At 40.7% G+C, this 12,885-nt stretch carries 13 protein-coding genes; 4 read left to right on the top strand and 9 right to left on the bottom strand.

Annotated features, from left to right (window positions below; all coding sequences use genetic code 11):
• Positions 1-274: 274 nt before the first annotated feature.
• Complete coding sequence (locus tag ACESTK_RS12110) at positions 275-475, top strand: cold-shock protein (RefSeq protein ID WP_008705499.1); 201 nt, start codon at positions 275-277, stop codon at positions 473-475.
• A 293-nt stretch (positions 476-768) separates the two neighbouring features.
• Here the strand turns inward: ACESTK_RS12110 and ACESTK_RS12115 are convergent, their stop codons facing one another.
• The gene (locus ACESTK_RS12115; RefSeq protein ID WP_118579046.1) at positions 769-1,026 is read right to left on the bottom strand and encodes a hypothetical protein; all 258 of its coding nucleotides are present in this window, start codon (positions 1,024-1,026) and stop codon (positions 769-771) included.
• A gap of 71 nt (positions 1,027-1,097) precedes the next feature.
• On the opposite strand from ACESTK_RS12115, the gene ACESTK_RS12120 reads away from it, so the two are divergent.
• Positions 1,098-1,214: a DUF6783 domain-containing protein gene (locus ACESTK_RS12120; RefSeq protein WP_373119843.1), complete on the top strand. Its 117-nt coding sequence runs from the start codon at positions 1,098-1,100 to the stop codon at positions 1,212-1,214.
• Here the strand turns inward: ACESTK_RS12120 and ACESTK_RS12125 are convergent.
• Positions 1,198-2,037: a DegV family protein gene (locus tag ACESTK_RS12125; RefSeq protein ID WP_173718274.1), complete on the bottom strand. Its 840-nt coding sequence runs from the start codon at positions 2,035-2,037 to the stop codon at positions 1,198-1,200. The two genes, ACESTK_RS12120 and ACESTK_RS12125, sit on opposite strands and share 17 nt — an antisense overlap.
• 193 nt (positions 2,038-2,230) lie before the next feature.
• On the opposite strand from ACESTK_RS12125, the gene ACESTK_RS12130 reads away from it, so the two are divergent.
• On the top strand, positions 2,231-2,734 hold the full coding sequence (locus tag ACESTK_RS12130) for a DUF5721 family protein (protein WP_373119844.1): 504 nt from the start codon (positions 2,231-2,233) through the stop codon (positions 2,732-2,734).
• Positions 2,735-2,739: 5 nt separating this feature from the next.
• On the opposite strand, the gene ACESTK_RS12135 is transcribed toward ACESTK_RS12130, so the two are convergent.
• The 6 genes from ACESTK_RS12135 to ACESTK_RS12160 all read right to left on the bottom strand — a co-directional run bounded on the left by ACESTK_RS12135 (position 2,740) and on the right by ACESTK_RS12160 (position 10,406).
• On the bottom strand, positions 2,740-3,129 hold the full coding sequence (locus tag ACESTK_RS12135; protein WP_373119845.1) for a sporulation initiation factor Spo0A C-terminal domain-containing protein: 390 nt from the start codon (positions 3,127-3,129) through the stop codon (positions 2,740-2,742).
• 267 nt (positions 3,130-3,396) lie between these two features.
• A complete protein-coding gene (htpG, locus tag ACESTK_RS12140; RefSeq protein ID WP_373119847.1) occupies positions 3,397-5,463 on the bottom strand; it encodes a molecular chaperone HtpG in 2,067 nt (688 codons plus the stop codon).
• A gap of 343 nt (positions 5,464-5,806) precedes the next feature.
• On the bottom strand, positions 5,807-8,308 hold the full coding sequence (locus ACESTK_RS12145; RefSeq protein ID WP_373119848.1) for a hypothetical protein: 2,502 nt from the start codon (positions 8,306-8,308) through the stop codon (positions 5,807-5,809).
• 504 nt (positions 8,309-8,812) lie between these two features.
• The gene (locus ACESTK_RS12150) at positions 8,813-9,070 is read right to left on the bottom strand and encodes a glyoxalase (RefSeq protein ID WP_118579061.1); all 258 of its coding nucleotides are present in this window, start codon (positions 9,068-9,070) and stop codon (positions 8,813-8,815) included.
• Between the two features lie 68 nt (positions 9,071-9,138).
• Positions 9,139-9,807 (bottom strand): HAD family hydrolase, encoded by a 669-nt coding sequence (locus ACESTK_RS12155; protein ID WP_118579064.1) that lies wholly within the window; start codon positions 9,805-9,807, stop codon positions 9,139-9,141.
• Positions 9,804-10,406 (bottom strand): nucleoside triphosphate pyrophosphatase, encoded by a 603-nt coding sequence (locus tag ACESTK_RS12160; RefSeq protein WP_204454699.1) that lies wholly within the window; start codon positions 10,404-10,406, stop codon positions 9,804-9,806. Before ACESTK_RS12160 ends, ACESTK_RS12155 begins: the two co-directional genes overlap by 4 nt.
• A gap of 152 nt (positions 10,407-10,558) precedes the next feature.
• Between ACESTK_RS12160 and ACESTK_RS12165 the strand changes: the two genes are divergently transcribed.
• Entirely contained in the window at positions 10,559-10,990 is a 432-nt protein-coding gene (locus tag ACESTK_RS12165) for a hypothetical protein (RefSeq protein WP_118579070.1), read from the top strand.
• A 168-nt stretch (positions 10,991-11,158) separates the two neighbouring features.
• Here the strand turns inward: ACESTK_RS12165 and ACESTK_RS12170 are convergent, their stop codons facing one another.
• Complete coding sequence (locus tag ACESTK_RS12170) at positions 11,159-12,826, bottom strand: glutamine--tRNA ligase/YqeY domain fusion protein (protein ID WP_118579073.1); 1,668 nt, start codon at positions 12,824-12,826, stop codon at positions 11,159-11,161.
• Between the last annotated feature and the right edge of the window lie 59 nt (positions 12,827-12,885).

Here is a 12,885-nt window from a genome sequence, read left to right on the forward strand (position 1 = left end):
CTGTTGATGGAAGCATTATACTACATTGGGACATTTTCCTTTATGGTATATTAGGACATTATCATAAATGGTTCATATTTTTTGTTGCACAATTTTAATTATCCTTGACTTTTTTTAGTTCAGGTTATATAATCAATCCATGTCGAAGATTATTTAATGTAAAATCACTAGTTTTTAGAGATTATATATTTACATGATATAGTCTGTAAAATCTGGTGATTTTTTTCGCCAGAACATCTTTTTAATTTTTTATTTTTTATGGAGGTAACTCAAAATGAACAAGGGCACTGTAAAATGGTTCAACGCTGAAAAAGGTTATGGTTTCATCACAGGAGAAGACGGAGCTGATGTATTCGTACATTTTTCTGCAATCAATGGTGAAGGCTTCAAATCTCTTGAAGAAGGCCAGGCTGTAACATATGACTTAACAGAAGGCGCTCGCGGAATGCAGGCTGCTAACGTTACTAAGTTATAATTGAAGCAACTGAAGCAGAAATTTCCCCTCGGAATCATATCCGAGGGGAATTTTTTATGTAATAAGAAATCTCCTCAGAATTTCCTATTATAAAAAAATCCCTATCTGGCAGGATTACACTGCAGCGGAAGGGTAAATATCGCCCAAGACGCCCCACCGTAGGCGGAGAGTCCTGTAGACAGGATTCTTTTTATTGTTATTATATAAACAAAATGGAGACAGATTCGAAATCCATCCCCATCGTTTTAAGCTACCTCAGGCAGTTTTTTCTTATATTTTCTTATATTTCATACTTATTCCGCCTCTGAATCTGCACTAAGTCCATTCAGATAAGAATCCAGTGCAGAAGTATCCATAACAGTCTCTGTCGTCACAGTCTCCTGACCTTCTGTAACCTTTCCGTAAACAGAATAACCAATCCAGCATACAGCAACCATACACGCAACAAGCGCTGCCAGCTTCTCAATAGTAAGGATCAACTTCTCCTTTTTCATAATTTTCTCACGGTTTGCTTTTTCTGCTTTATAGGCATCTACTTTCTTCTGACTCATAGCCGCACGTCTCCTTTGGGATAAAATATCAACTTAGATGAGTATATCATATTTCCCAACAAAATGGAAGTATGTTCACTTACAGTTCACAAAAACGCCTCGCGCGGACAAAATATACCGCAAAGTGGGGCGTGCAGATTGCGGGAATGATTTTTCAAACAGACTCTAACATCAGACAGCTACAATAATTCCTCCATCATTTGCATACATACTGCTGACACCGGCTGTGTCAAGAACCACAATATCAGCCAGCTTCATCTTCTCCTGGATGGCTTCTTTAAGCATATTTGCTTTCTTCGGGCTGTTGCAGTGGGAAATGGCAAGAATTTTGTTCTCACTGTTTTCTGTCACTTCCACAATTTTATCCACCATTTTCACAAGCGCCTTATTCATGCCTCGTGCCTGATCCAGCTGGCAGATCGTCCCCTCCGGAGTAGATCCCATGATCGGTTTGATCTTAAGGGCTGTTGCCACAAGCGCTTTCACACGGCTGAGGCGGCCATTTTTACGTAAGGTTTCCAGATTCTCCAGCACAAAAAAAGTGTGCTGTTCTTCAATATATTTATTCACAACGCTGACAACATCCTCAAACGGAAGGCCGGCATCTTCGCACTGTGCAATTTTCATTGCAATCAAAGTCTGCCCGATAGAAGCAGAACAGGAATTGAAAACATGAATCTGAACGCCTTTTTTCTCCTCATGAAGAAGACTTGCTCCAAGCACTGCACTGTTATAGGAACCACTGAGTTCAGAGGAAAGAGTAACGCAATATATATGTTCAGCTTCGCAGTCAAATGCCTTTCTGTAGCTCTCAGGCGACGGGCAGGCTGATTTCGGACATTCCGGGCAGGCGGCAACTTTCTGTAAAAAATCTGCCTGGTTAAATGTCTCATCATCTATTATATTCTCACTTCCAACAGTCAGTGTAAGCGGTACGGAAGCAAATCTTTCATCCTGTTTCCACTGCTCCAGAAGTTCTCCACAGCTATCTATCACAATTTTATAACTCAATTATATCGTCCTCTTTTCCGTAATATGTAGTTTTAAATACCACATCTATATTAACACATTACTATGTGTTTGAAAAGAGTTTTTTCTTCCATTTTCCCCCAAATTGCTTTATAATGGTTATTGTTCATCAGCAACTGATTTTCATATATTGATGTCGTCGACAGGCGACATGCCCTTTAGAAAGGAGGTCCCTATGCTCGCTTTAAAAATCACTGACCAGAAGAATTTTACCAATAAGCTTTTTCTTGGAGATACCTTCGATCTCTTCTGGCTAAACCAGGCAGAGATCATTACCAGCAATGTTTTTTCCATTGACGGCAAACTCCAAACTGATTTTTTCGATAATGATGAGCAGGAATTTTTAGCTTCCAGCCACCGTACATTCTCTCTCTGGAAAGAAGTAAAACCATTTTGTTATTCTGTTATCCGCGGAAAAAAAGCGCCTCTTTCTTTCAAAATCGTGCTTCAGTTTTCTCCGAACAAGACCGCTGCATTATTGCAGAGTTCTGCATTTTCAATTTCTCCCGAACTGATAACAGGCCTGTATTTGAATCTCCAATATAAAAATAAGACCTTGTTTTGTATTACCGGAACATCTATGAAAACCTTTCTTCCCGGTAAAGAACTGGACCACCTTTGGGAGCAATATGTGATGGATTTTTTTCATCGCAGCGGATTATCTGTAGAAGAAGTTTAATCCTGTCAGAATAGGTTCTCCATTAATTTTCCAATAGAGTTATTCTGGCATTCCACGTCTGGAACCTTGCTTTCTTTTTCATCTCCCAGATAAAAGGCGATCATATCTATAAATTCACTGTTGGTAGGTCTGTATTCCAGAGGATATCCGGCAATCTCTTCCAGTCTTTCCCGATGATTTTCCCAACATACATTTACAATTGTACGAATATCATGCTCAATATTAGATGGCTTGGATTTAAATTTCTTTGCAAGCCTTGGATAAATATCTTTTGTAATCTTCATTGGTCTTTCCTGAAATTCCATTGTCATGCGTATGGCTTCCGCCACAAAATAATATCCTTTATATTTCGATGTCGCACCAAGTTTGCGTATCGTGCCGTATACCTCTCTCATTTTTGTCCCTCCCACAATAAGTTATACTTCTGATTCTGCATCTGCAGTCAGCCCTTGATTTGCCTCTACATATAATACGAGTTAAATTTGCCTTTTTTAGCATTTTGAGACAAAAATTAAGAAAATTGTAATATTTTTTAGAGATTTCGAGATAAAATTCTATAGAAAAACAGAATAACAGGATAAACTTTTCCAATTTTTCATATAAAAAGGACAGGCGTCCTAAATGCAATACTCATTTAAGCGTCTGTCCCTTTTTGTCATAACTTATTTTGTCAGCATAAGCAGAATTTCATTGCTTCTCTGAACAAATCTGGTCATCTCTTCCGGTGAAAGCTGTTTATGGCTCAGCATGGCAAGATCATACAGTTCCTCGCAAATAACCGGGGTCTTATCAGAATCCTTGTTGTCTGCTACAAACTGAACCAACGGATGTTTCGCATTCAGAACCAGAGTTTCCTGACCACCAAACATAGATGGATCCATGCCGTACATATTATACATCTTCATCATATCCTGCATACGACGGCTCTCTTCAGAAAGGGTCATCATAGCAGCAACTTTTTCATTTTTCAGATTCTCAACCTTCACTTCCAGTTTGTCATTCTTCAATGCATCTCTGAATACTTCTGTAAGAGTCTTGGAAGTCTCCTCGTCAGCAGCTTCCGCTCCACGCAGTTCTTCTGTAAGATCTGCATCAATTCTCTTAAACTGGATAGTCTGATCCTTCTGCTCCAGATGGGAAATAAAAGCGCTGTCAATATTGTGTTTCAGAATAACAGCATCCTTCTTTGCCTCACGGAACATGTTAATATACTGACTCTGCTGAACCTCATCTGTTACATAGAAGATAGTAGTCTTCTCAGGCTCTTTCTCGTCTTTCGCGCCGTCCTCTTTCTTCTCTTCTGTGGATTCAACAGTCTCTTCTGTCTTAGTCTCATCTTCTGGTTTCCTGTTCTCTTCGATGCAATCTTTCAGAGTCAGATATTTGCCATCAATGTTCTTGAAGAGGATATAATCATTCATCTTATCTGAGAACTTGCTGTCCTTAATGCAGCCATATTTGATAAATGGACTGATATCATCCCAGTATTTCTCGTAGGACTCACGGTCTGTTTTACACATTCCGGTAAGCTTGTCCGCTACTTTCTTTGTAATATACTCGGAAATCTTCTTCACGAAGCCATCGTTCTGCAGTGCGGATCTGGATACATTCAGTGGAAGATCCGGACAATCAATTACACCTTTCAGAAGAAGCAGAAATTCTGGAATTACTTCCTTGATGTTATCTGCGATAAATACCTGGTTATTGTACAGTTTGATCGTACCTTCAATGGAATCATATTCTGTATTGATCTTCGGGAAGTACAGAATACCTTTCAGGTTAAACGGATAGTCCATGTTCAAATGAATCCAGAACAAAGGCTCCTTATAATCCATAAAGACTTTACGGTAAAACTCTTTATATTCCTCATCTGTACAACTGTTTGGATGTTTCATCCACAATGGCTCCGGATCACTTAAAGATACCGGACGTTTATTGATTTTTACTTTATCTTTTGCAGGAGATACTTCTACGACTTCTTTCTCACCTTTGTCATTCTCTTTCTCCTCAGTCTTAGCATCCTCGTGGATACGCTCTACAATTACATCATCATCACGAAGCTCAGCCTCATCAATGGTCTCATACTCCTGCGGTGCATTTTCCTTAGACAGATAGATATTTACCGGCATGAAAGAACAATATTTCTCAATAATCTCTCTCATACGATATTCGTTGGAAAACTCTGTACTCTCATCATTTAAAAACAGAGTAATTTCAGTACCAACTGTAGTCTTATTGCCTTCCTGCATATCATACTCTGTACCACCATCACAGGTCCAATGTACTGGAGCAGCGCCCTCTTTATAAGAAAGAGTATCAATATGAACTTCATCTGCTACCATAAATGCTGAATAAAAGCCAAGTCCAAAATGACCGATGATCTGATCATCCGTGGTCTTATCTTTATATTTGGAAAGAAACTCAGTAGCTCCTGAAAAAGCAATCTGTGTAATATACTCTTCCACTTCATCGGCCGTCATACCAAGACCTGTATCAATAAACTTCAAAGTCTTCTCTTCCGGATTCACAATAACTTGTACTTCAGCTTTGTAATCATCCGGAAGTGTGTATTCACCCATAACATCAAGTTTCTTAAGCTTCGTAATTGCATCACAACCATTGGAGATTAACTCTCTTGCAAAAATGTCGTGATCAGAATATAACCATTTCTTTATAATTGGAAAAATATTTTCACTGTTAATTGATAAACTACCATGCTTCTCAGCCATGCAGCTCACTCTCCTTTGTCTTCTTAATTATACAAACTATAGTAATACCAAACTGACTAAAAGTCAAGGAAAATTTAGCACTCATTTTAATTGAGTGCTAGTAATATTACTGTTCACTGGTAACATTCCGCGAGGTGTTTTTTGTGAACAAAGTTCACAGAAAACCCGAGAATCTCAGCGCGAAATCATGCGAATGCATGATTTCTGTGCATCGCGAAGCGTGTTACTGGTCACGGAGTGAACAGTAACCTAGTAATTATTATTAAAAGAAGGGAGACCATTTCTGGTCTCCCTCATTCGTTCTGCTCTCATTCACAATTACTGTTTATTTGAGAATCCACTATTATTTTTTCTTATTGCGGTAAACAAGAATTCCTGCAATTAAGACAATCGCAACAATCAGAATAATTACAAATGGGAGGATTGGAGTATTATCCCCGGTCTTTACTGCATTCTTCTGATTTGCATCTGTTTTGTCTGCAGCCGGTGTCAGAGTCTGATTCGGTGCAGCATTTACAGTGAAATTAACCTGCTTGGTATCCTGTGTTCCAGTGTTTACCCAGTTGCTTCCATCAAACTGCTGCTGATTATATGTGACAGTCAAAGTATAATTTCCATTCTTGCCCATGCGGAAAGTTGCAGAATATGGTGCGCCGTCCCAGCTTCTTGCCTCAAGAACCTCCCAGTTCAGCGGCTGATATCTTACATCTCCCTTAATCGGATTTTCAATATCCATACCTGCGCCAACTGCAGTGAAAGTAATCTTGGTCTCTGTAGTATAGTTTCCATCGGAGCTGATTCCTGTGATACTGTTATTCCCTGCATCAGATACAATCGGTCCACGGCTTACAGTGACATTAACAGATACTACAAGGCTCAGGTTATCCGGATTTGTAACACCGTCTGGAAGAGCAGCAGTACCTTTCACAGAGAACTTCTGTGCTTCTGTACTGTTCTGATTATATGCACTGCCCTTTACATCCCATTTTACAGAGGCATTCATATCGCCCTTGTTTGTAGTAATCTTAACAGTAGATGGAAGCTGCAGTCCAGCTGCTGACTTCTCAACCCCGTTTGCCAGACTGATATCAGATACTTTGCCTACAGCTGTAAGCTTGGCAGCAGCTTCTGTTACTGTAAAGCTTACTGGAATATTCAGGTAATCTGTCTGATCTGTCTTAATGGAAACAGTCTGTGTATAGGTTCCTGCTGCCAATCCAACTGCCGGTGCAACAGTAAAGGATACAGACTGGTTTGCATTTGCCTCTAATTCTGAAGCAGACGGAGCACTTACTGTAAATTCGTTTCCGCTTACACTTACAGCAATACCGGTTAATTTCACATTTCCAGTATTGGATACATTGATTGTAACTGCAGCCGGTGCTTCTTTGTAACCAGCTTCTTTACTGTCGAATTTCACTTCGGAAATGTCGGTAGTAAATGAAGGAGCTGGAGTAATCTCCGGAGTCACTTCCGGGGTGACTTCTGGTGTTACTTCCGGAGTTACCTCTGGGGTGACTTCTGGTGTCACTTCTGGAGTTACCTCTGGGGTGACTTCTGGAGTTACCTCTGGGGTGACTTCTGGTGTCACTTCTGGAGTTACCTCTGGGGTGACTTCTGGTGTCACTTCTGGAGTTACCTCTGGTGTCACTTCCGGGGTGGTTTCCGGTGTAGCTGGTTTCTCTGCTGGCTGCTGATCTGTATTCGTATCATCCTGCTTCTGCTCAGCTACTGTAAGCTTTGCAATAAAGGAAACCTTTACACCTTCCTCTGTTTCATAAGTGATCGTATCACTGTATTCTCCAACAGCTGTACCTTCTCTTGGCATAACCCATGCATCAACTGATTCTCCAGCCTCAAGAGAACCCAGATCCTTCACCATAAAATGTTCCGGACTGATTTCTTTGAAATTAAGAGTGCTGTTGCCAGTATTCTTAACAGTTACATTCTTAGTCATGGAAGAGTTTGCATTTTCCTGTGTGAAGCCTGCATTTACGGTTCCAAAATCAAGTACTGCAGTACCATCTTCTGCAGTATTTTCTGTAACAATTTCTGCTGTATACACAGGTTCCTGCTTGGCAGGGGATTCAGCTGATGCTCCCTGATTTGCAGCCTCAGCCTGTCCATTCTCAGGAACTTCCAGATAGCCTTCTGTTCCAATGTTAATCACACTGTCATCTGTAGTGATCTCAGACTGGGAATTGTCAGCAGAATTCTCTGTGTCCTGTCCATCTGCCGGCTGCATAACATCAGCGGAAGAATCAGTTGGTTCATCAGCACCAATGTCAATTACTTCCTCGGTTTGTGTATCTTCTGCTACATCCTGAGCCGGCTGTGTGTTCTCATCTGTCTGGGAACCTTCCGCAGGTGTATCCTCTGCTGCAATTTCCTGAACAGGGGCTTCCTCTGCCGGTGCAGCCTCCTGCCCTTCCTCTGGAAGCTCGGTTGCCTCTTCCGGAGCCTCTTCCGGTGTAGCCACAATTTCAACTGTATTTACTTTCAGTTCTCCGGTTATGCCCATTTCGGTCTTTCCGGTAATTTTCAGCTCGATCTTATTTCCAAGATCTTCATCAACAAGCTTATAGGTCTTCTCAGTGCCTACTTCAGTGAGCTGATCTCCAACTTTTCTTGACCAGCTGAACGTTACATAATCGTCTGTAAGTCCTTCCGGTGTAACCTTTTCATAATCGGCGCTAAGCTCAGAGCCTACAGCTGCAGTTCCCTTAATCTTAAGCTGACCTCCAAGTTCTCCCTCTGGTGCTGCTGCCGCAAATACCAGAGACGGAAGCAATGAAAGCATCATAAGAAAAGTCATGACCATTGCTATAATTTTCCTAGGTCTCATATGCCATCCTCCTTTACATTCCCCTTTTAGGCTGACCTGTAACATTATTGTAACATATTTTAAACATTTTCACAAGCACTTTTATTTTATTGTAATTCTTACAGTGCATGTGACAGTGCTACTGTTCGCTCCGCGCACCGCAACCACTTCGCGCTGCACAGGAATCATGCATCCGCATGATTCCGCGCCCAGATTCTCGGGTTTTCTGTGAAATTTGTTTACAAAAAACACCTCGCGGAACATTGCCAGTGAACCATAACGCGATAGTTGCTGGTCACTTCTTTCTCCGGAAAACATCTTATGGGATGTATCTTCTCTTCTGAACAGTAACACATTATGTTCTCTTGTTTAGTGTCATTATAGCAACCTGATTTTATACTTATGTAATATGAATTTATCCGATAACTGTTCGGAATTCCAACCGGACATACTGCCTTTTCGCCAGTTTCATCACCTTATGTGAAAGTCAGTTACTCTGCAGCTGCAAACCTCTGCTTCAAAAGATCATCCCTCCACAATCAGATATTTTCCATCTGGAAGGGCAAATACTTCACTTGCTTCTTCTAATTCTTCATTACTCATGCCATCCACATCTGCACCCATTCCAGACAGATATTTTCGCACTTCGTCAATAGAATCTGCAACTACAGCCATGCAATCCTCCAGGAATTCCTCTGCTTCTTCGTAAGTTTCTGCAACCGGTTCATCAAAAAGCTGCTCCTGTTTTTCCAAAAATGTCTGAATACACTCCTCTGTATACATTTTTCCGACCTCCTGTTTTATAATAAAAGTTATAACTGTTTAGAGCATGCTGAATAATTATCAAAATTTTACTCTTCGCATTTTTCCTCATATAAATCAAGAATATCCTCTGGAGAATCCACAAGATAGTCCGCTCCATTTTTCAGCAGTTCTTCTTTTTCCCTGTATCCCCACAGAACACCTACCGTGTACATCCCGGCTGCTTTTCCAGTTTGCATGTCTGTTCCGGAGTCTCCCAGATACATACACTCTTCTGGCTTAATTCCAAACTGCTCCGCGATTTTAAGCGGACCATCCGGTGCTGGTTTCTTTCTTACAGAATCACTCTGTCCCATAACTGCATCAAAAATCTGAGACCCAAACATTCTTTCTACCACTTTCACGGCTGCTTCATGTGGTTTATTTGAGCACACCCCCAGCTTCACGCCTCTTTTTTTCAACTCTTTTAAGGTTTCCGGCATTCCCGGATAATGCTGTATTTTGTAAAATGGGTCTTTATCAAATTCTTTTCTATATAACGCTCTTGCTTCCTCATAGTGCAGCAATTCCGGATCTCCTGCATCGACCAGAAGTCTTTTCACCAGCATGTCAGCACCGTTTCCGCAATAATATCTGTAATTTTCTATAGGCATTGGTTTCAAACCGTATTTTCTTACAACTTCATTTCCTACAACAGCCATGGAATCCAATGTGTAGGCTAAAGTTCCGTCCAGATCAAAAATACATGCTTTTATCATTTTCTCATTCCCCTTATATTGATTTTCATTTTCTTAAGTTCATAAACCAGTCTTCCTACAGGAAGCCCAACCACATTATTGTAGTCTCCGCAGATTCCTTTTACGTAAATTCCAAATTTCCCCTGGATTCCATAGCTTCCTGCTTTATCCATAGGCTCCCCTGTTTTTATATATTCCAGAAGCTCTTCTCTTGAAACAGGATAAAATTCAACATCGGTCCTTTCACTGAAAGTATAAGGCTTCCAGATACCCTGTTCTTTTACAAGAAGGGTTACACCGGTATAGACCTGATGGGATTTCCCCTGAAGTTTTAACAATGTATCTAATGCATCTTCTTCATCTGACGGCTTTCCAAGAATCTTTCCTTCAAATGCAACTACGGTATCCGCACCAATGATCAGACAAGGTTCACTTTCATTTTCAAGTCTGTCTGCAACCGATATTGCTTTATCCTGCGAAAGCTTTTCCACCGTTTCCGCTGGATCTGTCAGGTTGGTTTTCTCTTCCCCATTGCTTACAACCACAGAAAAATCCACACCGGTTCTTGCAAGCAGTTCCTTTCTTCGTGGGGACCCCGAAGCCAAAACAATTTTCTCCATAATCTCTCCTTTTCTGTCTTAACAGTATAACCCTCCATTTATATGGGTGCAACGATTTTTTTCTTTTCTTTTTGCGTAAAAAGTATTACAATATAGACAACTCCATTAAGCTTTGTTTAGACAGATGGAAAATACCGAAAGGAGCAGACAATATGGCTAAGATTAACAAATATTGGGGAATGGTTGCACTCGGAGCAGCAACAGCAGCAGTAGCCGGTGCCGTAGCAGCAGCTTTTGCCAAAAGACATGCTTTGGAAGAGGCAGCTGACCTTGAAGATGATTTTGAAGATGAGCAGGAAGATGACGAGCAGCCTGAAGCAAAGGATGTCCACGAAGATTTCGTAACCTGGGAAGCTACTTCCGAAGATGAAAAAGATGATGAAACCGAAGGCTCTGAGGAGCCTGATTCACAAGAAAGTTCAGAGGATACAGAAGAGGATTCTGCTGAAAATGCAGAAGAGCAGGATAATACTATAGCCGATGCTCTTGAAAAAGCAGCGAAAGATGAAGATAAATTCGAGGAAGAACTTGCTGAAGCTGAGAAAGAGCAGGACGAAGAAGAAGCTTCTATCCACATTGATTAATTGCAGGTAAATTCATAATTATTCCACATTTTACAAATAGTGACAATCAGGCTTGCCACTTTCGTTGACAGTATTTAGATTTCACTTTGCAAGAAGAAGTTCCAACAGAATTTTCTATTGCAAAAACCCCCACGGCAATTTGAATATAATTTTCCGTGGGGGTTTCTTTTACGCTTTTGGAAGTTTAAATGAACTCTTAAGAGAAACAATACGGTTAAATACCGGTGCCCCTTCTTTGGAATCATGAATGTCTGCACAATAAAAGCCATTTCTTACAAACTGGTAACTATCCAGTCCTTTGGCTTTCAGAAGCTCTGGTTCAACATAAGCAGACATCTCTATAAGAGAATTCGGGTTCAGATTCAGTTCTCCTGTCTCTTTATCATAAACACCCTTTTCCTCATCTACGATATTCTCATAAAGACGTACCGGAACCTTACCTGCATTTGACGCTTCAACCCAGTGAATGGTTCCTTTTACTTTACGTCCGTCAGGTGCATTTCCGCCCTTTGTTTCTGGATCATAAGTACAATGTACAGCAGTAACTGTTCCATCATCCAATGCCTCGAAACCTGTGCATGTAACAAAATATGCATTCATAAGACGAACTTCCGTACCAAGGAAGAGTCGTTTGTATTTCTTTGGAGGATCGATCATAAAGTCTTCTCTTTCAATATAAAGTTCCTTTCCAAATGGAACCTTTCTGCTACCAAGGGCTTCATTTTCCATATTGTTCGGAGCATCCAGATATTCCACCTGTCCTTCCGGATAATTATCAATGATCAGTTTGATCGGATCAAGGACTGCCATATAGCGAGGAGCCTTTAATTTCAGATCCTCACGGATACAGTACTCGAGCATTGCATAGTCTACTGAACTGTCAGCTTTGGATACACCACAAAGTTCCACAAACTTCTGAATAGATTCAGGTGTGTAACCACGGCGACGTAAACCGGAAATAGATACCAGTCTGGGATCATCCCATCCGTCAACAATTCCATTCTCTACCAGCTTCTTAATATAACGCTTACCTGTTACTACATTCGTCAGATACAGCTTTGCAAACTCAATCTGCTTCGGAGGATGTGGATATTCCAGTTCTCTTACAACCCAGTCATATAATGGTCTGTGATCTTCGAATTCCAGAGTACAAATGGAATGTGTAATTCCCTCAATTGCATCCTCAATAGGATGAGCAAAATCATACATCGGGTAAATACACCAGGTATCTCCTGTTCTATGATGGCTTACATGAGCTACACGATAGATAACTGGATCTCGCATGTTCATGTTTGGAGAAGCCATGTCAATCTTTGCTCTCAGAACTTTCTCACCATCAGCATATTTGCCTTCTTTCATCTCTTCAAAAAGCTGAAGATTCTCTTCTACAGTTCTGTTGCGATACGGACTCTCTTTGCCAGGCTCCTTTAAAGTTCCACGATATTCTCTGATCTGATCCGCAGTTAAATCACAGACATATGCCTTACCTTTTTTAATCAGTTTTACTGCGGCTTCATACATCTGTCCGAAATAATCGGAAGCAAAGAACAGTCTGTCCTCCCAGTCAGCTCCCAGCCATTTTATATCGGCTTTAATGGACTCAACAAACTCAGATTTCTCCTTAGTCGGATTGGTATCATCAAAACGCATGTTGAATTTACCATTGTACTCTTTCGCCAGTCCGGCATTTAAAAGAATGGATTTGGCATGTCCTATATGAAGATAACCGTTTGGCTCTGGCGGAAAACGTGTATGAACGGTGTCATAAACTCCTTCTGCCAAGTCTTTATCAATGATATTCTCAATAAAATTTTTGGAAACCTTTTCGTTCTCCATGGTTCTTCCTCCTGATATCAACTCTTTTATAGCATAAATTCCAATATCTGTCAGAGCAT

It is taken from the genome of Ruminococcus sp. Marseille-P328, assembly GCF_964249465.1.
GTDB lineage: Bacteria > Bacillota > Clostridia > Lachnospirales > Lachnospiraceae > Blautia_A > Blautia_A faecis.